Annotated in this window: 20 protein-coding genes; 13 read left to right on the forward strand and 7 right to left on the reverse strand. The window is 60.9% G+C overall.

Going from position 1 to position 25,263, the window contains the following annotated elements; all coding sequences use genetic code 11:
- Positions 1-78: 78 nt before the first annotated feature.
- The 3 genes from AACU78_RS23630 to AACU78_RS23640 form a co-directional block, all read right to left on the reverse strand.
- Positions 79-924: a helix-turn-helix transcriptional regulator gene (locus AACU78_RS23630; RefSeq protein ID WP_106578086.1), complete on the reverse strand. Its 846-nt coding sequence runs from the start codon at positions 922-924 to the stop codon at positions 79-81.
- On the reverse strand, positions 917-1,555 hold the full coding sequence (locus AACU78_RS23635; protein WP_106578087.1) for a YbhB/YbcL family Raf kinase inhibitor-like protein: 639 nt from the start codon (positions 1,553-1,555) through the stop codon (positions 917-919). Before AACU78_RS23635 ends, AACU78_RS23630 begins: the two co-directional genes overlap by 8 nt.
- 101 nt (positions 1,556-1,656) lie before the next feature.
- Positions 1,657-2,862 carry an MFS transporter gene (locus tag AACU78_RS23640; protein ID WP_106578088.1) on the reverse strand — a complete coding sequence of 402 codons (1,206 nt, stop codon included), beginning with the start codon at positions 2,860-2,862 and terminating at the stop codon, positions 1,657-1,659.
- A gap of 141 nt (positions 2,863-3,003) precedes the next feature.
- Between AACU78_RS23640 and AACU78_RS23645 the strand changes: the two genes are divergently transcribed.
- Positions 3,004-3,915, forward strand: coding sequence for a LysR family transcriptional regulator (locus AACU78_RS23645; protein WP_106578089.1), 912 nt, complete (start codon positions 3,004-3,006; stop codon positions 3,913-3,915).
- Positions 3,916-4,076: 161 nt separating this feature from the next.
- On the forward strand, positions 4,077-5,795 hold the full coding sequence (locus AACU78_RS23650; RefSeq protein ID WP_106578090.1) for a hydrogenase maturation protein: 1,719 nt from the start codon (positions 4,077-4,079) through the stop codon (positions 5,793-5,795).
- An 18-nt stretch (positions 5,796-5,813) separates the two neighbouring features.
- Here the strand turns inward: AACU78_RS23650 and AACU78_RS23655 are convergent, their stop codons facing one another.
- On the reverse strand, positions 5,814-6,728 hold the full coding sequence (locus tag AACU78_RS23655; RefSeq protein WP_028616088.1) for a LysR substrate-binding domain-containing protein: 915 nt from the start codon (positions 6,726-6,728) through the stop codon (positions 5,814-5,816).
- Between the two features lie 247 nt (positions 6,729-6,975).
- On the opposite strand from AACU78_RS23655, the gene AACU78_RS23660 reads away from it, so the two are divergent.
- From AACU78_RS23660 to pgm, 4 genes are all read left to right on the forward strand, one after another.
- Entirely contained in the window at positions 6,976-7,998 is a 1,023-nt protein-coding gene (locus AACU78_RS23660) for a zinc-dependent alcohol dehydrogenase family protein (protein ID WP_106578091.1), read from the forward strand.
- Positions 7,999-8,721: 723 nt separating this feature from the next.
- Positions 8,722-10,155 carry a hypothetical protein gene (locus AACU78_RS23665; protein ID WP_106578092.1) on the forward strand — a complete coding sequence of 478 codons (1,434 nt, stop codon included), beginning with the start codon at positions 8,722-8,724 and terminating at the stop codon, positions 10,153-10,155.
- Complete coding sequence (locus AACU78_RS23670) at positions 10,152-11,558, forward strand: aminotransferase-like domain-containing protein (protein WP_106578093.1); 1,407 nt, start codon at positions 10,152-10,154, stop codon at positions 11,556-11,558. Before AACU78_RS23665 ends, AACU78_RS23670 begins: the two co-directional genes overlap by 4 nt.
- 105 nt (positions 11,559-11,663) lie before the next feature.
- On the forward strand, positions 11,664-13,307 hold the full coding sequence (pgm, locus tag AACU78_RS23675) for a phosphoglucomutase (alpha-D-glucose-1,6-bisphosphate-dependent) (RefSeq protein ID WP_106578094.1): 1,644 nt from the start codon (positions 11,664-11,666) through the stop codon (positions 13,305-13,307).
- A gap of 65 nt (positions 13,308-13,372) precedes the next feature.
- On the opposite strand, the gene AACU78_RS23680 is transcribed toward pgm, so the two are convergent.
- Entirely contained in the window at positions 13,373-14,068 is a 696-nt protein-coding gene (locus AACU78_RS23680; protein WP_106578095.1) for a pirin family protein, read from the reverse strand.
- A gap of 219 nt (positions 14,069-14,287) precedes the next feature.
- Between AACU78_RS23680 and AACU78_RS23685 the strand changes: the two genes are divergently transcribed.
- Positions 14,288-16,738 (forward strand): UvrD-helicase domain-containing protein, encoded by a 2,451-nt coding sequence (locus AACU78_RS23685; RefSeq protein WP_106578096.1) that lies wholly within the window; start codon positions 14,288-14,290, stop codon positions 16,736-16,738.
- A gap of 67 nt (positions 16,739-16,805) precedes the next feature.
- Here AACU78_RS23685 and AACU78_RS23690 read toward each other — a convergent pair whose 3' ends face one another.
- Complete coding sequence (locus AACU78_RS23690) at positions 16,806-17,078, reverse strand: DUF1652 domain-containing protein (RefSeq protein ID WP_106578097.1); 273 nt, start codon at positions 17,076-17,078, stop codon at positions 16,806-16,808.
- A gap of 256 nt (positions 17,079-17,334) precedes the next feature.
- On the opposite strand from AACU78_RS23690, the gene AACU78_RS23695 reads away from it, so the two are divergent.
- The 4 genes from AACU78_RS23695 to AACU78_RS23710 are packed head-to-tail and all read left to right on the forward strand — an operon-like array spanning position 17,335 to position 21,108.
- The gene (locus AACU78_RS23695) at positions 17,335-18,144 is read left to right on the forward strand and encodes a helix-turn-helix transcriptional regulator (protein ID WP_106578098.1); all 810 of its coding nucleotides are present in this window, start codon (positions 17,335-17,337) and stop codon (positions 18,142-18,144) included.
- Between the two features lie 49 nt (positions 18,145-18,193).
- Positions 18,194-19,600, forward strand: a complete 1,407-nt coding sequence (locus AACU78_RS23700; protein WP_106578099.1) for an NAD(P)/FAD-dependent oxidoreductase — start codon at positions 18,194-18,196, stop codon at positions 19,598-19,600.
- 26 nt (positions 19,601-19,626) lie between these two features.
- A complete protein-coding gene (locus AACU78_RS23705; RefSeq protein ID WP_106578100.1) occupies positions 19,627-19,968 on the forward strand; it encodes a cupin domain-containing protein in 342 nt (113 codons plus the stop codon).
- A 60-nt stretch (positions 19,969-20,028) separates the two neighbouring features.
- A complete protein-coding gene (locus AACU78_RS23710; RefSeq protein WP_106578101.1) occupies positions 20,029-21,108 on the forward strand; it encodes a polyamine ABC transporter substrate-binding protein in 1,080 nt (359 codons plus the stop codon).
- A 314-nt stretch (positions 21,109-21,422) separates the two neighbouring features.
- On the opposite strand, the gene AACU78_RS23715 is transcribed toward AACU78_RS23710, so the two are convergent.
- Positions 21,423-22,208 (reverse strand): helix-turn-helix transcriptional regulator, encoded by a 786-nt coding sequence (locus tag AACU78_RS23715; protein ID WP_106578102.1) that lies wholly within the window; start codon positions 22,206-22,208, stop codon positions 21,423-21,425.
- A 149-nt stretch (positions 22,209-22,357) separates the two neighbouring features.
- Between AACU78_RS23715 and AACU78_RS23720 the strand changes: the two genes are divergently transcribed.
- Entirely contained in the window at positions 22,358-23,461 is a 1,104-nt protein-coding gene (locus tag AACU78_RS23720) for a DmpA family aminopeptidase (protein ID WP_106578103.1), read from the forward strand.
- A 368-nt stretch (positions 23,462-23,829) separates the two neighbouring features.
- The gene (locus AACU78_RS23725; protein ID WP_106578104.1) at positions 23,830-25,263 is read left to right on the forward strand and encodes a serralysin family metalloprotease; all 1,434 of its coding nucleotides are present in this window, start codon (positions 23,830-23,832) and stop codon (positions 25,261-25,263) included.

Raw genomic sequence — 25,263 nt, forward strand, 5'->3', positions numbered from 1 at the left:
GCTGGTGGTGTTGAACGTGTCGCGCCAGGGAAGGCGCGAAAGCGTTGCGGGTTGAAGCTGTGGGTTGAGTGTTGGTCGCTACCGAATGGCCTGCACCGAAAACCCGAACCGATGCTTGAACCGCATCGAAAACCTCGACAGCGACCGATACCCGCACGCGTCGGCAATCTGCGACACGCCCAGGTGTGTGGTCTGTAACAGCATCATCGCGTGGTGCATGCGGATATCGGTCAGCAAGGTGCTGAAGTTGACGCCCTCATCCGCCAGCCGGCGGCGCAAGGTGGCTTCACTCACCGCCAATTCACGGCCGGCGAGCGCGGCGGTCCAGGCGTGCTCGGGGGCCTTGGTCAGCAGTTGCGTCAACCGTTCGGCCAGCCCGGCAGCCGCGGGGCGCGGGTAGACAATACCGCGCTCGTACAGGGCGAGCAGCAAGCCCAACGCGCGATGGCTTTGCTGCACGCCGCCGACCTGGGGCGAGTCGATCCCGCGCAGGCAAAATTGCAGCGAGTCGTTCAGGTGTTCATCCAGCGCGGCCAGCGTGCAATTGCCGACGGTCTGGGTGGCGGCGAGCACGTGCCCATAGCGTTGATGGAATTCGGTGATCAGTGCCGGGCTGAAGGTCAGCAATAGCGCGGTATAAGGCGAGCCATTGGCGGCCGGCGCCTTGCTGACATTGAGCTGGGTGTTCTTGGCCACGGCCATGAGGCTCGCGCTGTCGTCCAGTGCCCAACGACCGTGGGCATTCTCCATCAGCAGCGTGCCGGCAGTAACCAGCAGCAGCGTCGCTTCGAAAAAGCGAAAGTTGCGCGCGTGGTGGCTGCGCGTCAGCTGAGGGCGGGCGACGCTGCAAACGCCTTGGCATGGCAGCCGTTCGCCCGATGGCAACAGCCATTGGGCGGGCAATGCAGTGAGCGGTTCAGTCAACGCGCAGCAGCTCTTTGGGGGCCAGGGTATAAGTGCCGGTCAGGCTGGCCTGGGCAAGGACATGGCCTTGCAGTGCAGCCAGCACAGCGGCGCCGTTCAGCGCACCTTGTACCTCCAGACGCGCAACGTCCAGTGCGTAAAGGGTAAAAATGTAGTGGTGCAGGCGTTCATCATTCCACGGTGGGCAAGGGCCGTCATAGCCAAAGTAATCGCCGGCCATTTGTGGGTCGGCGGCGAACCACACGCTGTAGTCATTCAAACCATGGCGCAGGCCGTCCGCGGCTTGCGGGCCGGTTTTGCCCTTGGCCGTGACGCCGTCACTGTGGCTGCCGGCGCTGATTTGGCGGGTGTCGGCAGGAATGTCGAGCAGCAGCCAGTGATAAAAGTCCACGCGGGGCAAGTCCGCCGCCACGCGTTTGCCGGCCTGGTTGACGTCATCGCCGACGCTGGGCACATCCGGGTCGTGGCACACCAGGACGAAGGATTGGGTACCCGCCGGCGCATCCGTCCACGCCAGGTGCGGGTTGCGGTTGCTGGACAGCGCATAGTGGTGGATCGGCTCGGGAATGGCGAAGGCGTATTCGCCGGGGATGGCGGTGTTGTCAGCGAAAGCGTTGCTGATCAGTTTCATGTTCAAGTCTGCCTGGTAAAGGAGCGCTCATTCTAGGCAGACAGCCGGGACGGCTTTTGACCCAGCCGATCAAATAGTCTGCCCAGGCGCTCAATGTGCGCTCACGTCACCGCTTCAGGCTTTGCCTCAGCTGACAGGCGCACGCCTAAACCGTAGAGCACTGCGCCGGCAATGATGAACAGCGCCAGCATGTAAAACATGTGGTGGGCCGGTTGCGTCGCCAGCATCACGCCACACAGCACCGGGCCTAACGCTGCGCCGACGTTGCTGAGGTTCTGCGCGGCGTAATACATGCCCCGCAGAGTGTCCGGCGCGATGGTGTCGATAAACATGTATTCAGCCGGGAATACGATGATTTCACCCACGGTGAAGATGGCCATGGCGATCACCCACACCGTCAGCGTGGTCGACAGCGCAAAACCGCCCAGCCCGACGATGAACAGGCTAAGCCCAGCGGCGAGCCACAGGTTCAGGTGTTTGTGGGTGATCCGTTTGCCGAGGCTGTATTGCAGGCAGATAACCATCAGGGCGTTGGTCGACACCACGCTGCTGATAATGCGGTAGGCCGTCTGGGGGTTGCTGGTGACTATCAGGTACTGCGAGAGGTAAGCGGTGAACTGGCCGAACACCACCGCGCTCAGCACCCCGCCCAAGGTAAAGCACACCAGGCGGTAATCGCGCAGCAGCACTTTGCCGACGGCCAAAAATGGCGTGGTTTGCCGGTTTGCCTCGGCTGTTGCCAGGCCTGTGTCGCCCCACACGAAGTAGACAAAAAAATAGCCGGCTCCCAGTCCCGCCGACAGCAGGAACGGCAGGCTCATGTCCAGGGCGGCCACGCCGGCACCGAGGAACGGCCCGACGGCGTAGCCAATATTGGTCAGCGTGTACTTGATCGAAAACACTTCACTGCGCTGGTCAAGGGGAAGCAGGCTGCCAAACCCGGCTTTCACCGCGATATCAATGACGGCATAGGCCAGGTTGATTGCCACCAGGCACGCATAAAACAGCCCGAGACCAGACGCGATGAAGGCGCCGAGAAAACCTGCCGTAAAGACGGCGCAGGCCGTAAGGATGAGCCGGTAACTGGAGAGGCTATCGACCAGGAAGCCGCCATACAGGCTCAGCAGTGAGCCGATGATCAGCGTGCTGCCGATCACCAGGCCGACCTCGGCAATGCTCAAGCCAAAGTGGCCGGACACATAAATCACCAGGTAGGGCAGCGTGATGGCCCGGGCGAGGGTTAGCACCAATGAAGCGCAGAGCAGCAGATTGAGGGTGGCGGGATATTTTTTCAGCGTGGCGAGCATTCGAGCCTCATCGTCCATTTATAAGGTGCAAGCGTCGCAAGTCGCTCGTCCGGCTCGACGCAGCTTACTGTTGATCTGAATTCTGATTTAGGATGCTTTTTATCAAAAGGCACGAACTGAATTCATGAATAAGGGCCGCGTATGTTTTCCTCCGAGCGCTTGAAGGGTATCGATGTGTTCGTCTGCGTCGCGCAGTACGGCAGCTTCACGGCGGCCGCCGAGAAAATGAACCTGACGGCGTCTGCCGTGAGTAAAGGCATCGCCAGGCTGGAAAAGCGCCTGGGCGCGCGACTGTTCCAACGCACGACGCGCACGTTGGCGTTGACCGATGCCGGTGCCGCGTTTCTGCGTACCTGTACGGGGGTGCTGGCCGACCTGGAAGACGCCGAGTTGTCGCTGCAAGCCGAAAACACCGAGCCTCGCGGGCGCGTGCGCATCGACTTGCCAGGCCCATACGGGCGCATGCAGGTGCTCCCGATTCTTCTGCCGTGGCTGCAGGCGCACCCGTTGGTGGTGCCGCATATTTCCTTTTCTGACGGCCATATCGACTCGTTCAAGGAGGGCGTGGACATTGCACTGCGCATTGGTGACGGCCACGCCTGGCCGCACACGGTGGAGCATCGGCTGCTGACACGCGAGTGGCATGTGTTTTGTGCATCGCCGGCATACCTGGCTCGCCATGGCACGCCGTTGTCCGACCGCGACCTGGAGCAGCACCAGTGCATTGCCTATGGCTGGGTGGATGGACGCATCAGCCCTTGGCGCTACACCGGCGAGGAGGGCACGACACTGCACAGGCCACTCACGCCGCAACTGGTGGTAGGCAATGGCGAAGGGCTGGTGATGGCCGCGTTGGCGGGCTGCGGTATCGTCGAGTTGCCATCCTGGCTGGTCAAGCAACAGTTGCAGGACGGCGCGTTGGTCGAGGTACTGCCGCAACTGGCGACGCCGGGGTTTGAGGTCAACCTGGCCTGGGTCAAAAGCCGGCAAGACCAGCCCAAGGTTCGCGTGGTGCTGGAGGCGCTGATTGCCGGTTTGAGTTCGCTTGAATAATCATTGGCTTTGCGGCTGGCCACGAATGCGCGATTGGCTGACACAAGATTGATCCTGATCAGGTGCCCCGCCTGGCAGCGCCTCTAACCTTATGCTTCCATCAAAGGCCAGGGAGGGCTCAATGAGTGCCTCGGGTCGCGTATCTCAAGGAAGAGTCAGCTATGCGGTCATTGAAGATCCTGTTGTTATCGTCGGCGTTCAACGGTTTGACCCAACGGGCCTGGTTGGACTTGCGCCAGGCAGGTCACGCGCCCAGCGTGGTGCTGTTCACCGATGCCGCCACGGTGTGCGAGCAGGTCGAGGCGTCAGGCGCCGATGTGGTGATTTGCCCGTTTCTGAAGGACCGTGTGCCACAGCAGCTGTGGAGCAACCCGGAACGCCCGGTCGTGATCATCCATCCGGGGATCGTCGGCGACCGCGGCGCCAGCGCGCTGGACTGGGCCATCACCCGGCAGGTCGACCGCTGGGGTGTGACCGCCCTGCAGGCGGTGGAGGAAATGGACGCCGGGCCGATCTGGTCGACCCGTGAATTCGACATGCCGGCTGATGTGCGCAAATCCGAGCTGTACAACGGGCGGGTGAGTGACGCAGCCATCGATTGCATCCGCGACGTGGTGGCAAAATTCGCCCGGGGCGTCGTCCCGACGCCGCTTGATGACACGCAGCCCGATGTCATCGGGCGATTGCAGCCAAACATGACCCAGGCCGACCGCAGCTTCAGTTGGTTCGATTGCGCACGCTTCATCAAACGCAACATTGACGCCGCCGATGGCCAGCCCGGTGTGCTGGCGAGCATCAGGGGCGGGCAGTATTACGTGTACGACGCGCACCTGGACTCACGCCACGGCATTCCGGGAGACATTCTTGCGGTACAGGACGACGCGGTGCTGGTGGCGGCCGGCGATCACAGCCTGTGGATCGGCTCGCTCAAGCGCAAAGCCCAGCCCGGGGAGGAGACCTTCAAGTTGCCGGCCCGCCACGTGCTGGCCGAGAAACTCGCAGGCATTCCCGTGCTGGACAGCTCCCTCGCCAGCCACACGTGGAATGAACAGGCCTATCAACCGATCCGCTACCGAGAGTCAGGGCCTGTCGGCGAACTGACGTTTGAGTTCTACAACGGCGCCATGAGCACCGAGCAATGCCAGCGTCTGGTGGCTGCACTGCGTTGGGCCAAGGCGCGGGACACCCACGTGTTGTTGATCAAGGGCGGGCGTGGCAGCTTTTCCAACGGCGTGCACCTCAATGTGATCCAAGCCGCTGCGGTGCCTGGGCTGGAAGCCTGGGCCAACATCCAGGCCATCGACGATGTGTGCAAGGAGCTGCTCACGGCCCGGCAGCTGGTGGTCAGCGGCCTGACCGGCAGTGCCGGAGCCGGCGGCGTCATGCTGGCGCTGGCGGCCGACATCGTTTTTGCCCGTGAGGGCGTGGTGCTCAACCCGCATTACAAAACCATGGGCTTGTATGGCTCCGAATACTGGACCTACAGCCTGCCACGTGCCGTCGGCAGCGAAGTGGCGCACCGGCTCACGCAAGAATGCCTGCCGATCAGTGCCCACCAGGCCCAGCACTACGGCATGGTTCAGGCCATCGGCCCACGGTGTCCACAGGCATTTGGCCTATGGCTTATGCAACAGGCCACCCGCGCGCTCGACGATGAGCACTACGTGCTGGCGCGCGCGCGCAAGGCAACCATGGACCTGGATCAGGTTGAACGCTGTCGCGAACACGAACTGGCACACATGCAGCAAGACATGGTGCACAACCGCCAACAGTTCGCCGAAAAGTGCCGCAACTTCGTGTTCAAACGCAAGACGTGCCAGACCCCGCAACGCCTGATGGCGCCATGGGCTGTGGCGCGCAAGGTGGCGTTGGTTGAGTGAGGGGGTTGCAGGTGGTGGTCAGAGGCTGTCGGGATCGCCAAAAAACATCTGAATCCGCGAGCGCAACCAGCGCTCTCCCGGGTCGTTGTCCTGCGAGCCACGCCAGGCCATGTGCAATTCGAACGAGCGTACGGGCAACGGCGGGTCTTCTGCGCGCAAACCGCCCGCTGAGGTCAGCGCCTCGGCGGCGTAGTCCGGCACGGTGGCCAGGATATCGGTGCCGGCCAGCAATGTGCCCAGCCCGTTGAACTGCGGCACGGCTAGGACCACGTGGCGTTTGCGGTCGAGTTTTTCCAGCTCTTCATCGATAAACCCGCTCAGGTCGCCGGCGAATGACACCAGGGCGTGGGGGCGGGCGCAGAAATCGTCCAGGCTCAGCGAGCCGGGCACGCTGTCGGCGCGCAGCAGTTTCGGCAGGCTGCGGCGCAGGACCTTGCGCTTGGCGTTGGCCGGCAGGTCGGCGGTGTAGCTTACGCCGATGGAAATTTCGCCGGAGGCCAGCAGACCCGGCATCAGGATGTAATTGACCCGGCGCACCACCAGCACGATGCCCGGCGCTTCGGCGCGCAGGCGTTTGAGCAACTGGGGGAGCAGGGCGAATTCGACGTCGTCCGACAAACCGATGCGGAACACGGCCGTACTGGTGGCCGGGTCGAACTCGGCGGCGCGGCTCACGGCGGTGGAAATCGAGTCCAGGGCCGGGGAGAGCAGGGCGAAAATCTCTACAGCGCGGGCGGACGGCTCCATGCTGCGTCCGGTGCGCACAAACAGCGGGTCATCGAACAGTCCACGCAGGCGCGACAACGCCGCACTGATGGCCGGCTGGCCAAGGAACAGCTTCTCGGCAGCACGGGTCACACTGCGCTCATGCATCAAGGTTTCGAATACGATCAAGAGGTTAAGGTCGACACGACGCAGGTCGTTACGGTTCATCTTGTGTCCTGGAAGAGTCAGCGAGCTTGACGAGAGCGGCCACATGTAAACAATGACCGGCATGAATCTTACGGGGAAAGGCTGGTACTCTGCACCGGCTAATTGAGTTTTCCTACAAGATCTGGGGTCCATTCCTCAGTTGCGGAATCAATGACAGGCATGTCGACTATTAACGGCGACCGGTGGTCTTACCTGGAAAGCCCAGATAGAGTTCATGGCATTAGAGGTTACTTTGACGAGGTTTGCGATGTCCCGCACGATCCGTTTTCACAAGTTTGGTCCGGCCGAGGTGCTCAAGTGCGAAGAGCATGTAGCCGCGCTGCCCGCACCGGGCGAAGTGCAGGTGCGTGTCGACGCGATTGGCATCAGCTGGTACGACATTTTGTGGCGCCAGAACCTGGCGTCTTCCCATGCACGTCTGCCATCCGGCCTCGGCCATGAGATGGCCGGGGTGGTTGTAGCCCTCGGCGACGGCGTGGATGACTTGGCGGTGGGCGATAAAGTGGCCAGTTTTCCGGCCGAGAGCCCCAACGATTACCCGGTGTATGGCGAACAGATCGTCCTGCCCCGTTCGGCCCTGACCCGTTACCCGGACGTCTTGAGCCCGATCGAAGCCAGCGTGCACTACACGCCGCTGCTGATTGCCTACTTTGCCTATGTGGACCTGGCACGGGTCAAACCCGGCCAGTTCGCCCTGGTGACCGACGCCAGCCACTGCGCCGGCCCCTCGTTCGTACAACTGGGCAAAGCCCTGGGTGTGCGGGTGATTGCCGCGACCAAAGACAGCGCGGAGCGTGAGTACCTGCTGTCCCTCGGGGCAGAAAAGGTGATTGTCACCGAAGAACAGGACTTGCTCATGCAGGTCAACAAGTTCACCGACAACCGCGGCGTTGACGTGGTGTTCGATGGCTTGGGCGGCCCGCAGATGTCGTTGCTCGGTGACGTGCTGGCACCGCGTGGCAGCCTGGTGCTTTATGGCCTGCAAGGCGGCAACCAGACACCGTTTCCGGCGTGCGCAGCGTTCCAGAAGAACATTCAGTTCTTTGTGCATTGCATCGGCAACTTCACCGGCAAGCCGGAGCTGGGCATCATTCAGGATCAGGTGGCCTTGCAGCGTGCGCTGCGTGATATCAACCAACTGACGGCCGACCGCGTGCTGGTGCCGCTGAAAACGACGGTGTTTCCATTCAATCAGTTCGTGGAAGCGCACCGCTATATGGACGAATGCCCGTGTCGCGAACGCGTTGCGTTGCAGGTTGAAGCTGTTTGAGGTGTAGGAATATTCGCAAATGAGTCATCCGGGCCCTGGGCGCATGAGACAAATGCGCCATTTAGCAGGGCTTAACCCGCGCGTTGGATGAAACGCGCGCGCGTCTTTCGGTCCTGTAAACGATACCTTTGCCCCTGCCGCCGCCCTGATTTTCAGCGCGGCGTCTTTGTGTGCGCGCTATTGACGCGGCAACGGATAATTATCTGAACTGGTTTTCGACCGGCTTCTGTATCTGTTAATCATTATTCCAGTCCTGATAATTGAGTCTTCACGTTCAACTCAAGGACCGAGTAATGATTGATACTCTGATACCCCAGCAGGGGCTGCCTGCAACTCCCCATGATAATGCAGCAACTGCCTGGACCCGAGGATGCGGGTACTTTCCAGGCGAGCCTCAATCGATAAATCAGCGGAGGTCAAAGTTAGAAGCTTTTTATGTGTCAGATTCATCTTCTAGTTTAAGGATAAATGAGTGTAGGGGGCCGTCAGAGCATTCCTAGGATTGCCGCATTGACGGCCTGGACGCCTCACGCACGGCCTGTTGGCGCAAGGGATGCTCCAACTGCGCTCCGGTGCATATTCCATGTCGATTAATTGCACAGTGCTAGTGTTTATTTATCGCGAACACGGTAGCGCGGGCACCCCTTCTTACAGATGCAATAGACCGGACAATACGTCTCGGTAGTTGCTTGAAACTGATATTTCAACTCAGGTAGTAGAGCTATGAGCGCTATTCACGAACAAGCTATGAATTATGTTTACCAGCAAGTACTGCAACGGCTCATTGGGCACTTCAATCGTGCAGAACGCACAGCACTTCAATTGTTGATACAGCGGATTGTGGTTGCCGCTGGCGGTATGGAGCAGGTGGGCGATTACAAGGTGCTGGTGGCCCATGGCGGCGGTGAAGTCAGCAGCTACACCCTGGCGTTGTTGCGTGCCGCGCAATTAAGCATCGCCGGCCGCGCCCCCAGGACGTTCCAACTGCGCGTGGCCACCTTGCGTCACAGCGGCATGACCCAAGGCACGCTCGACACGCTTCACCGCGGCTACAGCCAGTTGTTTTTTCACGACGACCCACGGGTTGAGCTGCTGATGGTGGAAAACCACCAGGTGCTGCCGTTCAACCACCAGCGCCCGGCCTCTGCCACTGGGCGCGAGGTCAGCCAGCGCAACATGTTGATGATGGGGCATCTGTCCTCCGGTGACGTTCGCGCAACACTGTGCAACGAGACCTATCTGGCCTTGGGCGACTTCTACCAGCGCGTCACCGCCTGGGACGGTGGCGTGCATGCATTGGTCAGCGGCGATTGCGCGCGCAAGCAGGGCCAGTTGCTGGCCTGGCTGAAAAAGACCGCCCAGGCCGCAGGCGTCGAGGTTCCTGCGGGCAGGCCTGCCACACTCAATGGGCTGTTCGCGCGCATGGATCAGTGGAGTGATGACATTTATCGTGACTTGTACGGCGAGCACTATGTGGCGAAGAGCGACACCAGCCCGGGTGGGCACCGCCACCTCGCGTACATCGGTATCGCCGACCTGCTGGACGGCATTGACCGCGCTTGTGCACCGTTGCTCACCGAGTTCATGGCCTATAACCCGGACCCACTGGGCTTTCATCTGAGTCATCCGACCTTTGCCAATCCGATGTTGATGGCGCACCTGCGAGGCCTGCAAGCCGAGAGCCTGAGGGCGCTGGATTACGAAGCGGGCGTCGAAGGGTTCATGCTGCAGGCAGCGAATTACCTGCGTCGTCGGCAAGTGTGCGAAGCGTTGATCACCCAAGCCGTCAGCCGCGAAGGGCGCGCCATATCGGCCCAGCACGCCCAGCAGTTTTTCGGCCTGGATGAGGGCCAGTTGATCTGCCTGCTGTTCTCGCCCTTTATCCACCACGGTGAGCGGCTGGAAGGTTATTTGCGCCAGTGCCACTCGGGCATGCTGGTGGCCCTGCCGGAACTGCACAAAGTGCTGCAGGGCAAGCCCGCTGCCGAGATGCTGCAGCAATGGGTAACCGACGCCAGCGGGCTGCCGCTGCCGTTGCTTCAGCATCTGTACCGCAAGCGGCCAATGCCCGGCGGCCGCGGCAGTACCGCTCGTGGTTGCCGTCAGGAACGGTCGATGGCCAGTGCCGACATGGCCTTGCAGCTGTCCGGGCGATGACGCTGCGTGGTGTGCGGCAGGTGGATTTCGCCTATCAGGCGGTGTATCGCTACATGATCAACCTGATTGACGAGGTCAGCAGCGATAGCCGGGTAAAACTGCCGTCTCTGCGCCAGTTATCCCAGCGCCTGAACGTGTCCATTTCCACCATCCAGTACGCCTATTCGCTGCTGGAGAAAGAGGGGCGGGTGTATTCAGTGGCCAAGTCAGGCTATTACGCCTGGCCGCTTGCCGGCGGCACCTCGACGTGGCCAAGCGGGGATTTGCTCGAGCGCCTCTATGTGGCCGCGCGACGCCCGGGCATGGTAGTGCTCAGTGGCGATGAACCTGCCTTGTTGGCGTCGCTGGACAGCACGCTATTGCGCCTGGAGCGGGAGTTGGTGCGCCAATACCCGCACCACTTGCAGCCCTGGTCCCAGCCATGTGGGGTGTGGGAGCTGCGCGCAGCGCTGGCGGCGCGTTACACCTCGTCGCCGACGCGCTGCTGGCACGCCGACGACGTGTATATCGGTGCCGACCTGCGCGGGGTGCTTGATATCCTCATCGAGGTGCTCGGCCTGCCCGGTTCTACGGTGATTATCGAATCGCCCTGCGACTGGCTGATCCTGCGCCTGCTGCAGGATGCCGGCATCCGCCTGCTCGAATTGCCCTGGGCGCAGGACGGCAGCCTCGACCTGGTGTCGCTCGAAGGCCTGCTGCGCGACGAGCGCGTGAGCCTGGTGCTGCTCTCATCGACGGTCAGCCAGCCTTCCGGCGTGGCGATGGCCCTGCGCGATCGCCTCAAGGTGGCGCAATTGCTCGACCAGCATGGGTGCTGGCTGTTGGAGAACGACACGTGCGGGGAGTTGAGTTTCAAACCGCCCCACACGGCCTTGCGCGATCTGGTGAACCCGGAGCGGCTGATGGTGTTTTCCTCCTTCGAGAAAATTCTCGGCCCGGAAGCGCCGTATGGCTACGCGCTGTCCCGGCACATGAGCAGCCAATTGCAGCGCCAGTTTCTGCTGCGTTCGTTCCGGTTGTCGTCAATTCGCCAACGCGCGATTGCCCGCCTGTATCAGAGCGGGCAAATTGATCAGCACCTGCGTACCCTGCGTCAGTTGCTGCGTGAGCAAGCCGGGGCAATGAGCCTGCTGCTCGACCAGCATTTGGGCGATCAAGTGACTTATCGCATGCCTGCCGGCGGCGCTACGTTCTGGTTGGGTTCGACCCAGGCAGTGGACATGCGCCAGGTGTTCCAGTGTTTGCTGGCCCGGCAAGTGGTGGTGGCGCCCGGCGAGTTGTTCAGCGTCGGCGGCCTGCACCATCAGCACATGCGTTTGAGCCATACCTTTCATGGGCAGCCCAACCTGGACGTTGCGCTGGCGGCACTGGCTGATGCCCTGCGGCAGGCACAAACGGGCTAGATGCGTGAAATTTCTCTGAGTTTTGTAGGATCGATACCGTCGCGTAGTAGTCCAACTCTCAGTAAACTGTCGTTTTTTCCAAATCCTTCTTTTCGAGGTTCATGCATGACTATCAGTCCTTTTGCGGGCAAGCCGGCGCCAGCTCAGTTGCTGGTGGATATCCCGCGACTGGTCACGGCCTACTACACAGGCCAGCCTGATGCAGCGATCTCCACCCAACGCGTGGCTTTTGGTACCTCCGGCCACCGCGGCAGCTCGTTTGAGCTGAGCTTCAACGAGTGGCACGTACTCGCCATCAGCCAGGCCATCTGTTTGTATCGCGAAGCCCAAGGCATCAATGGTCCTTTGTTCGTCGGCCTGGATACTCATGCGCTGTCGACGCCGGCCGGTGCCAGCGCGCTGGAAGTCCTGGCGGCCAACGGCGTGCACGTGATGCTGGCCGAGGGCGATGAATACACGCCGACCCCGGCCATTTCCCACGCCATCATCTGCTACAACCGCGGCCGCACCACAGGCCTGGCCGACGGCATCGTTATCACGCCGTCGCACAACCCGCCGCAAAGCGGCGGCTACAAGTACAACCCGCCCAATGGCGGCCCAGCCGATACCCACGTCACCAAGTGGATCGAAGCCAAGGCCAATGAATTGCTGGCCAACAAACTCGCCGGGGTCAAGCGCATCACCCACGCCCAGGCGCTCAAGGCCGATACCACGCACCGCCATGACTACCTCAACAGCTACGTGGCCGACCTGGTCAACGTGATCGACATGGACGCCATCCGCAGCGCCGATTTGCGCCTGGGCGTTGATCCGCTGGGCGGAGCAGGGGTGCGCTACTGGTCGGCGATTGCCGAGCACTACCGCTTGAACCTGGACGTGGTGAACACTGAAGTCGATTCCACCTTCCGCTTCATGAGCGTCGACTGGGACGGCCAGATCCGTATGGACCCGTCCTCCAGCTATGCGATGCAAGGCTTGATCGGCCTCAAGGAGCGGTTCGACGTGGCCTTCGCCTGCGACCCGGACCACGATCGACACGGCATTGTTACGCCGTCCGGCGGCCTGTTGGCACCGAACAATTATCTGGCCGTGTCCATCGATTACCTGTTTCAGAACCGTCCGGACTGGCGCGCCGATGCAGCCGTGGGCAAGACCGTGGTCAGCAGTGGCTTGATCGACCGCGTGGCCGCACGTATCGGCCGTCGTCTGTACGAAGTGCCCGTAGGCTTCAAATGGTTTGCCGATGGCCTGTTTGAAGGCTCTCTGGGTTTTGGCGGCGAAGAGAGCGCCGGCGCCTCGTTCCTGCGCAAGGATGGCACTGTGTGGAGCACCGACAAGGATGGCTTGATTCCGGCCCTGCTGGCGGCGGAAATGACCTCGCGCAAAGGCCAGGACCCAAGCCAGATCTACCGTGGCCTGACCGATGCACTGGGCGAGCCCTTCGCGATCCGCGTCGACGCCAAGGCCACCCCGGCGCAGAAAGCCTTGCTGGGCAAGCTGTCGCCGGAACAGGTCACGTCCACGCAATTGGCCGGGGAAAGCATTCAGCAGATCCTCAGCCATGCGCCGGGCAATAACCAGGCGATTGGCGGTTTGAAGGTGATGACCGAAAACGGCTGGTTTGCCGCGCGCCCATCGGGCACCGAGGACATCTACAAGATCTACGCCGAGAGCTTTGTGGGCGAGGATCACCTCAAGCAACTGGTAGAAGAAGCGCAGGTGCTGGTCGACGGCGCAATCAGCCAGTAATCACGCCATATCGGCTGTGGGAGGGAGTTGCTCCCTCCCACATTTTCAGGTTAACGAAAGTCCCTTCAAGCCAGATCGACCAGCACGATCTCGCTGTCCTTGAGCGCCGTCACCCGCAACACTTGCTCATCCTCAACCGCCACGCCGTCTCGCGCTTGCGCACGCAAGCCATTGACTTCAATCACGCCCGTCGCCGGCACCAGGTACGCGCGGCGCCCGCTGTCCAGTCGATACTCGGCACTTTCGCCCGCTTTCAGGTTGGCCGCTACCAGACGTGCATCAGCGCGGATGCGCAGGCTTTCGCTGTCACCGGCCTTGCCGCTGGCCAGGGTCACAAAGCCCTCGCGATCTCCCTGGGGAAAGGGTTTGGCGCCCCATGAAGGCGGCAAGCCGGCTTCGTTTGGAATAATCCAGATCTGGAAAATCTTGGTCGGGGTGGCCTCCAGGTTGTATTCGCTGTGGGCAATCCCGGTGCCGGCGCTCATCACCTGCACATCGCCGGCCTCGGTGCGGCCCTTGTTGCCCAGGTTGTCGGCGTGGCTGATGGCGCCTTCGCGCACGTAGGTGATGATTTCCATGTCGCGGTGCGGGTGCTGCGGGAAACCCGTGCCCGGCGCGATAATGTCGTCGTTCCATACCCGCAGGTTGCCCCAGTGCATGCGCTTGGGGTCGTGGTATTGGGCGAATGAAAAGTGGTGATGGGCGTCAAGCCAGCCATGATGGGCGCCGCCCAGCGTGTTGAAAGGTCGAAGTTCGAGCATGAGAGTCTCCTGTTGATTGGGACCATGATCCAGCAGTGCATGATCGATAAAAAGCGTAAAAATTGCCGTATTCTCATCCAATAATTCGATTGGTTACAGGCGTTTCAACTTTCACTTCATCGCCTAACTGTATGACGTCAAAGCAATTGGCTGGAACTGAGCGCCAATTCCGGCGACCATGGCGCCTTCGCCAAAACCAACCTCATCGCTGGAGTCCGCGTGCCGCAACAAACGCCTGATTTGCCCCCTGAGCTTCGACCTCTGGCAGAAATGCCGCTGCTGAAACGGCTTGCCGCCCGCTTGTTTGGCCACGGCCTGACGCGTCTACGTGCGCAGCATCGGTTTTCCTGGCTGCACGGCCAGGCTGACGGATTTCGCAGCGGGCACGAAGCCGGTGTGGAATATGGGTATCGCGAAGGCAAGGCTGACGGAATAGAAGAGGGCCGCCAGGTATTGCTGATCCGTGACTTCCGGCCCGAAGAGCACAAGGCGCCAGGCGTGGATGACAGCCTGTTCGACGACTGGCGGCTGCCGCTCAGCGCCGACGTGAAGAAGCGCATGAAGGCGGATGTGGCGCGCTTACTGCCGGCCCATGCACAGCCGAGCAGCGCGCAATGGAAAATGATCTTCAGCGACACGCCTTCGACGTCGGTGATCGCCGGTGCGGGCGCCGGTAAGTCCACCTCCCTGGTGCTGCGGATCCTGTTGCTCACCCATTACCTGGGCTTTGAACTGAGCTCGATGACCGTGGTGACGTTCACCCGCGAGTCGCGCAAGGACTTCATCAACAAGCTCATGGAAATTCTCAGTCTGTGGGGCCAACCCCTTGGCAGCAAAGAAGCCCGGGCCGTGGTGCGTACCTTTCACTCGCGCATCTTGCCGATGGTACGCAGCTTGCCTGGCTTTGAACGGCTGCAGGCGTTCGAAAACCTCAGCAGTGGTGTCGAGGACGCGGACAGCAACCCATTCGACCTGCGCATCGGCGATGCCCAGCGCCAACAGATGAATGCCTGCTACCACCGGCTGCACGGCCGGCACGAGCGTTTCCGTGAACTGATTGCACCCTTGGCCCGTCATGGCCTGCAGCTCAAGGAGCTGGAGCGTGATCATCCGGACGTGCAAAAGCGCATCGCCGTCACCGAGTTGGCCGCCAAGCGTGATGAAGAACTGTGCGATGTCATCGAAGACCTGTGGTTTCGTGCGGGCGCATGGCCGATCAAGGGCATTGAGCCGAGCCGTCAGACTTTTGAGATCAATGGCGCGCAGTTTCACTGTCACGGTTATATTCCCCAGTTGGACGCCTGGGTGGTGCTGGGCTTCGATTCACGCGAAAACGCCCAGATCAGCCGGCCGAATTCGAAGCTTTCGGTGCGTGCCGAGTGGGCAGTAAAGCGCACCCTGTTTCAAGCTTTCTGTCGTAAACCTATGATTTGGCTTGATAGTTACGAATCTTCCAAACGGTTATTAAGCAGCTTGGCTGGCGATGCTACCGCAGGGCCGGGCTTCGATTACAAGATCAAAGGCGAACTCGCCTCGGCGCCACTGCTGGACAGCTTTGTCATGGCTGCCGGGTTCATCGAGAACCTCGGCCTGGACGTGCCGACCGCCGTGGGCCAGATGAGCTTTGCCAAGGACGATCCCGACCGCTTGTTTTTTGAAGCCCTGAGCATCTTCTGGAAAGCCCTGGAAGATCACCTGCTCGACCAATCGCCGCCGATCATGACCTACAACCGGATGTTTTCGCTGTTTGGCGAAAATACCCCGGAAAATCTCAAGCTGCTCAGCGATCCGTTGCTGCGGCCGATGTCGCACTTGATGATCGACGAGTTTCAAGACGTGTCACCGCAGATCGTGTCGTGGATTCGCGCCAGCCTGCGGGAAATCCGTAGTCGCGGCCCGGCGATGCACATGGGCCGAGGCGCACAGCGCTCATCCTTGCTGTGTGTCGGCGATGACTGGCAGTCGATTTATGGCTGGCGCGGCAGTTCGCCCCAATACTTCATGGCATTCAACGCCGAATTCCCGTCGCCGAGCACCACCCGCGTGATGCTGAGTGAGAACTACCGCAGCCACCAGCACATCATCGACGCCGCCGAGCATATTGTGCGCGCCGCCCCTGCAATCCCCGGCAAGAAAGCCAAGGCCAGTGGGGCGCCCAAGGCACTGGTACCCGTGACGGTGCTTGAGCGCGACGACGCTGCATTGGGTCGGCAGTTGCTGGCGCACTACCAAAGAGGCGAATCGGTGTTAATGCTTTATCGAAAAAGTAGCGATAAGTTATTGATTCAGGAGCATATTCAGCCTGTAGTTAATGCTGATTCTAGCTTGCCGCTGGCGGCCCGCAGGCTGAGACAGCTGACTTACCACAGCGCCAAAGGACTACAGGCCGATGCGGTATTTCTACTCGGTGATTGTCAGCATGTGACCAGTTCGCCTTACAAGAATCAGGTCTACCGCATGGCTGGCCTGGGCAAGGCTGGTGACAGCGAACCGTATGACTCTGCCCAAAAAGACGAAGTGCTGCGCCTGGCCTATGTCGGGATCACCCGCGCGGTAAGCTATTGCTATTGGTACGTGGAAAAGCCGGAAGGCCAGGGCGTGAATGTGCCCAGGGCTTCGGAACGGGTAGATGGCAACAAAGCGTTTTTCGACGATCAGCGCGGCCAGTGAGTGCAACGTGATGTGGGAAGGCGCCAGCCGTTCCCACGTTAGCTACACGTCGCTTGATAACCTGAGGTCAGGCCCGCAAGGACAGCGGCGGCACAAAACACTCCAGCTCATCTTCGACCGCTTCGATGATGCGCTCTACATCGGCGGCATTCATCACGGTGGCACAGGGAATGCCGGCAATCGCGATCAACGTTTCGCCGCTGCTGCGATCAAACAGGCGGGCGACCATGCTGCCGGGGGCGTCCATGCTCCCCTCAAAGCCCATCGGGTGAAAATGCCAGCGCATCAGCTGGCAAGCGTTGGGAAACGTCACTTTATTCATGTTGCCCACCTTCTTCATTGAGCGCTTCCTTTAGCTCGCGGCAGGGGCCGTGACCGTCACTGGCCAGGGCATCGAAGACGTTCAAAATAACATCCGTTCGCAAGCGCAAGGTGACTTTTTTAGGCCCGTTGGGCAGTTCTTTTTCAATAACTTGATGTGGGTCATGTCCTACTACAAACTAGGCAAAAGGCCAGTATTCAGAAGCGCCAATTGACCATTGAAGGCTGCCCTGAAATTCGGCACTCTCCAGGGTTTACCCGCAACAGAGCCGCCCATGCCGCAGACCGCCCCGGACGATGATTGCCAACACACCCAAGCCACGGGCGATCTGGTGCTGCGTCACCATCTGTGCTGGCGCCATCGTGATCTGGATGGCGTGATGTCCTATTACCATCCGGACATCCAGTACCACGACTTCTTCCAGAACCGCGTCATCGCCTACGCCGAACTGCGTGAATACCTGCAAGCGAGCATGCCGCGTGGCGCCGATGAAGCCATTGAGCACACCGACCGCATCCGTGCCGACGGCGACACCGCGTTCATCCAGTACCGCATCACCTTGCGGGGCGGCCAGGGCCTGGTGTCGTTTCGCACCAGCGAGGCCATCACCGTGCGCGACGGGCTGATCTGGCGGGTCAACGAATACGCGTCACTGGTGCACGAACAGGCGACCCAGGCCATGCGCCCCACGGTCAGCCGCCTGGGCTTGTCGCCCCAGCAATTGGGGCACATGGCCAATGACCTGCAACAGTATTTCGAACTCAAGCAACCCTATCTGGACCCGGAACTGGACCTGCAACGGGTTGCCAAGGAATGCGGCTACAGTCGCAATCAGATTTCCTACCTGTTGAACCAGGTGCTGGGGCAGAGCTTCTATCGCTACGTCAACCAGGCACGGCTTCAACACTTGCTGGCGGCGCTGGACAACGCCGTGCCACCGATCAAAGTCGATGACCTGGCATTCGCCGCCGGTTTCAATTCGCTGTCGGCCTTCTACAGTGCCTTTCGCCAGCACACCGGCCAGTCGCCCAAGGCCTACGTCAAACAAATTTCTCTGCGTGCACGCGCGCAAGACAGCCCATAACACCGCGCTCTAGGATCCAGCCTATCGAAACGAGGTAGGGGAGCTTGGCATGCCGGCATGGCGCAATATCAGTTTATGGATGGACCAGTTGGACGACCCGCTGCTGGCGCGGCCGGCGCTGGAGCATGACTTGGACGTCAATGTGGCCATCATCGGTGCCGGGTACACGGGCCTGTGGACGGCCTATTACCTGAAACGCCAGGCACCTGAGCTGAAAATTGCAATTATCGAAGCGCAAACCGCAGGTTTTGGCGCCTCTGGCCGCAACGGCGGCTGGCTGATGGGCAATTTGCTCGGAGAAGATCGCTTGCTCGCCGGGCTTGACCCGCAGCAACGCCGCGCCTCCTTTGACCTGCTGCACGGGATTCCCGATGAAGTGGCGCGAGTGCTTGCCCGTGAGGGCATCGACTGCGACTACCGCAAGGGCGGCGCGCTGTACTGCGCGGCGCGCTACCCCGAGCAGGAAGGCAGCCTGCGCCGCTACCTCGAAAAACTCTACGCCCAAGGCCTGACGGCAGACGATTACCGCTGGCTGAGCCCGCAACAATTGGCCGAACAGGTCCGTATCGCCAAACCCTATGGCGGCATCTACGCGCCGCATGTGGCGACGATCAACCCGGCCAAACTGGTGCGTGGCCTGGCGCGCGTCGTGGAGAGCATGGGCGTCACCCTCTACGAAAACAGCCCGGTCACCCATTGGCAGTCCGGCAGCCTGCGCACCGCCAAGGCGGGTGTGCGGGCCGCCTGGGTGGTGCCGGCTGTCGAGGGGTATGCCACCACGCTGCCGCCGCTGGGTCGCTATCAACTGCCGGTACAAAGCCTGATTGTCGCCACCGAGCCACTGCCCGCCAGCGCCTGGGATGAAATCGGCTTGAGCCACGGCCAGGCATTCGGCGAAAGCAGCCGCCAGGTCACTTACGGCCAGCGTTCGGCCGACAACCGCCTGGTGTTCGGCGCGCGTGGCGGTTACCAGTTCGCCGGTAAATTGCGCCACAACTTCGACCTGACCGACAGCGAAGTGGAACTGCGTCGCTACCTGTTCGGCGAACTTTTCCCACAGTTGAAGAAGGTTCGGATTACCCATTCGTGGGGCGGCAACCTCGGCATGTCGCGTAACTTTCGACCGCACATGCTGTGTGACCACAAGACCGGCATCGCGCTGTCCGGTGGGTACGGCGGGGAGGGCGTAGGCGCCAGCAACCTGGGTGGCCGCACCCTGGCTGATTTGATCCTGGGCCTCGACACGCCGCTGACCACCCAGCCGTGGGTGATCCGCGAACGAGGCCTGGACGCGCTCAAGGCCTGGGAGCCCGAGCCGTGCCGCTGGCTGGGCTACAACGCGATCATTCGCAGTTTCGTCCATGAGGACCAGGTATTGGCCAACCCCAATACCGCGCCCTGGCGCCGCAAGTTGGCGACCGGCGTGGCCGGGTTCATGGAAGGTTTCATGCACTAAGACGTTTCAATCACACGGGAAAACCCATGAGCATCACTCAATTCAAAGACACGCTGAATGCCCACTTGCCGGACTCGTCACCGGTGGCCGTGCCCTTGGGCGAACCCGTCGCCGTGGCCTCGACCTTAAGTGTTGAGCGCGGCGACGGCGTCGAAACCGGCATCTGGGCGTGCACGCCGGGGCGCTGGCGTCGGCAGATCAAATCCCAGGAGTTTTGCCACTTTATCCAGGGCCGCTGCACCTTCACGCCCGATAACGGTGAAATCGTCCACATACAAGCCGGTGATGCACTGATGTTGCCGGCCAACAGCACCGGAATCTGGGATATCCAGGAAACCGTGCGCAAGACCTATGTATTGATTCTGTAACGCTTTGATCCTTGATCGCCTGCCATAAAAACAGCCCTAAAACCGCCAGGAAATCGAACCATGAAAGCCATTGCCCTGTTGCCCTTGATGTTGGTGGCCGCTATCAGCCAGGCCGCCGAGACGGTGAAGATCTATAACTGGTCGGACTACATTGCGCCGGACACCACCAAGAACTTCCAGCAAGAAACCGGCATCGGTTTCACTTACGACGTGTACGACAGCAACGAAACCCTCGACGGCAAGTTGATGACCGGCAAATCCGGGTATGACGTGGTGTTTCCGTCCAACCACTTCATGGCCCGGCAAATCCAGGGCGGCGCCCTGAAAAAGCTCGACAAGAGCCAGTTGCCGAACTGGAAAAACCTCAACCCGGTATTGCTCAAGGCCCTGGAAAACAACGACCCGGGCAACCAGCACGGCTTCCCGTACCTGTGGGGCAGCACGGGCATCGGCTACAACATCGACAAGGTCAAGGCCGTGCTGGGCGACAACGCCCCGGTGGATTCCTGGGACCTGATCTTCAAGCCGGAGAATATGGCCAAGCTGCAAAAATGCGGCGTGGCGATCCTCGACAACGGCCCGGAACTGCTGCCGGCGGCGCTTAACTACCTGGGCCTGCCGCACCACAGCAAAAAGCCCGAGGACTACAAGAAGGCTCAAGACCTGCTGATGAAAGTGCGGCCGTACGTGGCGTATTTCCACTCTTCGAAGTACACCGCTGACCTGGCCAATGGCGACATCTGCGTGGCCGTCGGCTTTTCCGGCGACATCCTGCAGGCCGAGAGCCGTTCCAAGGAAGCCAAGAACGGCGTAAACATCGGCTACAACATTCCCAAGGAAGGCGCCGCCATCTGGTTCGACATGGTCGCCATGCCGGCCGACGCGCCTGACGAAAAGGCCGGCTATGCGTTCATGAACTACCTGCTGCGCCCGGAAGTGATGGCCAGCATCACCAACTACGTGCACTACGCCAACGGCAACGCCGCAGCCGACAGCCTGGTAGACCCGGCGATCAAAGCCGACACCAAGGTGTACCCGAGCCCGGAAATGATGGGCAAGCTGTTTGCACTCGAAGCGATGCCGCTGAACATCGACCGGGTTCGTACGCGGGTGTGGAACACCATTCGTACCGGGCGATAGGCTTAACCGCTGTGGCGAGCAGGCTTGCTGTGACAAGGCCCTGTTGTGATAAGGCACTCTTGTGGCAAAGACCTGTTGTGAGAAGCGGGCTTCCTGTGGCGAGCGGGCTTGCCCCGCGTTGGGCTGCGAAGCGGCCCCAAAACCTGCCGCTGAAGACTGTCTGATACACCGCACTCATCCCAACTGGGGCCGCTTCGCGCCCCAACGCGGGGCAAGCCCGCTCGCCACAGTAACCCAGCTCGGCACGGTAGCCTTGCGCGCCACAATAAGCCTGCCAGCTGGAACGCGCCGGCTCGGCACAACCGTGCATGCCGTCAGGGGTTTTCCAGATCATGGCCCAAAGACTGGATAAACAACGAAAACAGCTCCGGCTGTGACGAGATATCCAGCTTTGCGTACAGGTGTCTCCGGTGCACCTTCACGGTGTCCGGCGAGATCTTCAGTCGCTCGGCCATGGCCTTGGACGAGAAGCCGCGCAGCACCAGGCGGGCCACTTCCAGCTCACGCTCCGAGAGCACGCCAATGCCGAATTGGTTCAGCGCATCCCTGACCTGGCTGTGCATCGTCGGCGCGCGTTGGGCGCTTTGCTGCCAATGTTGCTGCATCAGGGGCAACACCCAGGCCGCCAGCAGGGTCATCAGCCCGGTCTCCTCGAGGCTGAAGCGCCGTTGCATGCCCAGCGACAGCGACAATGTCCCTGTGCCCGGCACCTGCAGGATGAACTGCACCTCGTCTTCCAGCACGTTGTCGTGGAAGTAGTTGAGGAAGTAATCGCTCTGGCGAAAATGGTCCGGCGCGACTTCCTCCAGCCGGTACATGCCACTGGCATAACCCTCGCGACAGGCCTGGTAAAACGGGTCGAGCACATACAGGCCGTTGAGGTAGGCCAGCATCGACGCCGGCTTGCTGTTCGGCAGGGCGTCGTATTCCTCCAGGGCCTGGGGCGGCCCCGCCAGTGGATACACAATCGCCAGGGCGTTATCGAAGGGCAGGCATTGCTGCAGCAACAGCACCAGTTGCTTCCAGAACCGCTCGGTGCCGATGTGAGCGACGGTGCGGCCAAGGCCTGCGTGCAGACCGACCTCTTTGAACAGGCTCATGTCACAGGCTCCCGCCCTCAAAAGATCGGCCAAGGGTTCGGCTTTTGGCGAGTACCGTCAAGGGGAGTACGCCAATAGGGGCATTGGCTGACAGGCCGGCAGGCGCTACCGTCAGCCTCATTTCGCGCAATTACAGGTAAGGAGTGGCTATGCGTGCACGTCAAATCGGCATCACGTTGGGGCTGGGCACGCCCGGCGAATTGAACGCCATCACCGATGTGCCGGGCGTTCGGGTCGGTCACAGTACGCTCAAGGCGTGTATCGACGGCAAACAAGTGCGGACCGGCGTCACCGTGATCCAGCCGCGCGACGGCGAGGCGCGCCAGCAACCGTGTTTTGCCGGGTACCACGTACTCAACGGCAATGGCGATGCCACCGGCCTTGAATGGATCAGCGAAGCGGGGTTGCTGACCACGCCAGTGGCCATCACCAACACTCACAGCATCGGCGTGGTGCGTGACACCTTGATCGCCCTGGAGCGTGAACGCCTGGCGGACCCGGCGGTGTATTGGTGCATGCCGGTGGTGATGGAAACCTACGACGGGCTGCTCAATGACATCTGGGGCCAGCACGTCAAGCCTGAGCATGTGCGCCAGGCGCTGGATAGCGCCCAAGGCGGCGCGGTGCAGGAAGGCGCGGTGGGCGGTGGCACCGGGATGATCTGCCATGAGTTCAAGGGCGGCATCGGCACCGCCTCGCGGCGATTGCCGGCCGAGCAGGGCGGCTGGACCGTCGGCGCGCTGGTGCAGGCCAACCATGGCAAGCGCCAGGAGCTGCGGGTGGAGGGTTACCCGGTTGGTCGTCACTTGATGGGCATTGCATCCCCCTTCGCCACGCGTGGCACGCCAGGCATGGGCTCCATCGTGGTGATCATCGCCACCGACGCACCGTTGTTGCCACATCAGTGTCGGCGTCTGGCGCAACGCGCCTCGATCGGCATTGCGCGCACCGGCGGCGGCACCGAGGACTCCAGCGGCGACCTGTTCCTGGCCTTCGCCACCGGCAACCGCGATCTGCCGCCAGCCGATTACGGGCGCAAAGGCTCGCCACTGAGCACCGCGTTGCAGATGGTCAACAACGATCACATCTCACCGCTGTTCACGGCCGCGGCAGAAGCTGTGGAGGAGGCGATCATCAATGCCCTGCTGGCCGGTGAGGACATGACCACGGAGCAGGGGGGCACGGTGCCAGGGTTGGCGGGTGAAACGTTGCTCGAGGCATTGGCGAGGTCCGGCTGGAGTGTGTCCCGGTAATAGGGGGCAACTAATAATTAATAGTGTAAGTAGTGGCTCTTTAATGTCGCCAATGACACCGTGACAATATATTGGATCCATTATCCAAGTGCGCCGCTCAACTTGAGCGGCTTTACTTCTATTTAATATTTAAATAACACAGGGTCCGCGCCCGTTGGGCAAATGCAATGGCCCCCAATAAACATTGCCCGCGACTTCCTTAAGTTGAATCCACGTCACATTTTCGCTGCGGAAATATTTGTAGACGAAAGATTTCAAGTTGTGTCAGTTTCGATACGCCTTCAAAAGAGGCGAGTGATAGGACGATCTCGCCCGCGGGGTTCCTATCGACCAAAGACTGATGCACTTGCAAACAAGGAAGTACGTTTATGTCAAAAGTAAAAGACAAAGCTATTGTTTCTGCCGCGCAAGCCAGCACTGCTTACTCGCAAATCGATAGCTTCAGCCATCTGTATGACCGTGGCGGCAACCTCACGGTGAATGGCAAACCGTCCTTTTCCGTGGACCAGGCAGCGGACCACCTGCTGCGCGATGGCGCCTCGTACAAGGATGTGAATCACAACGGCAAGATCGATCTGACCTACACCTTCCTCACCTCGGCTTCCTCGGCCACCCTGAACAAACATGGTATCTCCGGGTTCAGCCAGTTCAACGCCCAGCAGAAAGCACAGGCCGTACTGGCCATGCAATCCTGGTCGGATGTCGCCAACGTGAGCTTTACCGAAAGCGCCTCGGGCGGTGACACGCACATGACCTTCGGCAACTACAGCGGTGGCCAGGATGGCGCGGCTGCCTTCGCTTACCTGCCCGGCACCGGCGCAGGCTACGACGGCACTTCGTGGTACCTGACCAACAGCAGCTACACGCCGAACAAGACCCCGGACGTGAACAACTACGGCCGGCAGACCCTGACCCACGAAATCGGCCATACCCTGGGCCTGGCTCACCCTGGCGACTACAACGCCGGGACCGGCAACCCTTCGTACAAAGACGCGGACTATGGACAGGACACGCGTGGCTACAGCGTCATGAGTTACTGGAGCGAAAGCAACACCAACCAGAACTTCACCAAAGGCGGCGTCGAAGCTTACGCATCGGGCCCGCTGATCGACGACATCGCCGCAATCCAGAAGCTCTACGGTGCCAACTACAGCACCCGCGCCGGCGACACCACCTACGGTTTCAACTCCAACACCGGGCGTGATTTCTACAGCGCTACGTCCAATGCCGACAAGCTGGTGTTCTCGGTATGGGACGGTGGTGGCAACGACACCCTGGACTTCTCCGGTTTTACCCAAAACCAGAAGATCAACCTCAATGAGGCCTCGTTCTCCGACGTTGGCGGCCTGGTGGGCAACGTGTCCATCGCCAAGGGCGTCACTGTCGAGAACGCCTTCGGCGGCTCGGGCAACGACCTGATCATTGGTAACAACGCAGCCAACCTCATCAAAGGCGGTGCCGGCAACGACATCATCTACGGCGGTGGCGGTGCGGACCAACTGTGGGGCGGCGCCGGCAACGATACCTTCGTGTACGGTGCCAGTTCCGATTCCAAGCCGGGTGCTGCTGACAAGATCTTCGACTTCACCTCGGGTTCGGACAAGATCGACCTGTCCGGTATCACCAAAGGTGCAGGCTTGAGCTTCGTCAATGCATTTACCGGGCATGCCGGCGATGCTGTACTCAGCTATGCCTCGGGTACCAACCTGGGCACCTTGGCCGTGGACTTCTCCGGGCACGGCGTGGCGGATTTCCTCGTCACCACCGTTGGCCAGGCTGCGGTCAGCGACATCGTAGCGTGA

This window comes from Pseudomonas sp. R9.37 (assembly GCF_963878885.1).
GTDB lineage: Bacteria > Pseudomonadota > Gammaproteobacteria > Pseudomonadales > Pseudomonadaceae > Aquipseudomonas.

Coding starts and splice junctions, on each gene's coding strand:
- AACU78_RS23635 (WP_106578087.1), bottom strand. CDS start 1,555: ATGAAACTGATCAGCAACGCTTTCGCTGACAACACCGCCATCCCCGGC.
- AACU78_RS23670 (WP_106578093.1), top strand. CDS start 10,152: ATGACGCTGCGTGGTGTGCGGCAGGTGGATTTCGCCTATCAGGCGGTG.
- AACU78_RS23665 (WP_106578092.1), top strand. CDS start 8,722: ATGAGCGCTATTCACGAACAAGCTATGAATTATGTTTACCAGCAAGTA.
- AACU78_RS23655 (WP_028616088.1), bottom strand. CDS start 6,728: ATGAACCGTAACGACCTGCGTCGTGTCGACCTTAACCTCTTGATCGTA.
- pgm (WP_106578094.1), top strand. CDS start 11,664: ATGACTATCAGTCCTTTTGCGGGCAAGCCGGCGCCAGCTCAGTTGCTG.
- AACU78_RS23650 (WP_106578090.1), top strand. CDS start 4,077: ATGCGGTCATTGAAGATCCTGTTGTTATCGTCGGCGTTCAACGGTTTG.
- AACU78_RS23695 (WP_106578098.1), top strand. CDS start 17,335: ATGCCGCAGACCGCCCCGGACGATGATTGCCAACACACCCAAGCCACG.
- AACU78_RS23660 (WP_106578091.1), top strand. CDS start 6,976: ATGTCCCGCACGATCCGTTTTCACAAGTTTGGTCCGGCCGAGGTGCTC.
- AACU78_RS23640 (WP_106578088.1), bottom strand. CDS start 2,862: ATGCTCGCCACGCTGAAAAAATATCCCGCCACCCTCAATCTGCTGCTC.
- AACU78_RS23705 (WP_106578100.1), top strand. CDS start 19,627: ATGAGCATCACTCAATTCAAAGACACGCTGAATGCCCACTTGCCGGAC.
- AACU78_RS23710 (WP_106578101.1), top strand. CDS start 20,029: ATGAAAGCCATTGCCCTGTTGCCCTTGATGTTGGTGGCCGCTATCAGC.
- AACU78_RS23690 (WP_106578097.1), bottom strand. CDS start 17,078: ATGAAGAAGGTGGGCAACATGAATAAAGTGACGTTTCCCAACGCTTGC.
- AACU78_RS23720 (WP_106578103.1), top strand. CDS start 22,358: ATGCGTGCACGTCAAATCGGCATCACGTTGGGGCTGGGCACGCCCGGC.
- AACU78_RS23715 (WP_106578102.1), bottom strand. CDS start 22,208: ATGAGCCTGTTCAAAGAGGTCGGTCTGCACGCAGGCCTTGGCCGCACC.
- AACU78_RS23725 (WP_106578104.1), top strand. CDS start 23,830: ATGTCAAAAGTAAAAGACAAAGCTATTGTTTCTGCCGCGCAAGCCAGC.
- AACU78_RS23680 (WP_106578095.1), bottom strand. CDS start 14,068: ATGCTCGAACTTCGACCTTTCAACACGCTGGGCGGCGCCCATCATGGC.
- AACU78_RS23700 (WP_106578099.1), top strand. CDS start 18,194: ATGCCGGCATGGCGCAATATCAGTTTATGGATGGACCAGTTGGACGAC.
- AACU78_RS23645 (WP_106578089.1), top strand. CDS start 3,004: ATGTTTTCCTCCGAGCGCTTGAAGGGTATCGATGTGTTCGTCTGCGTC.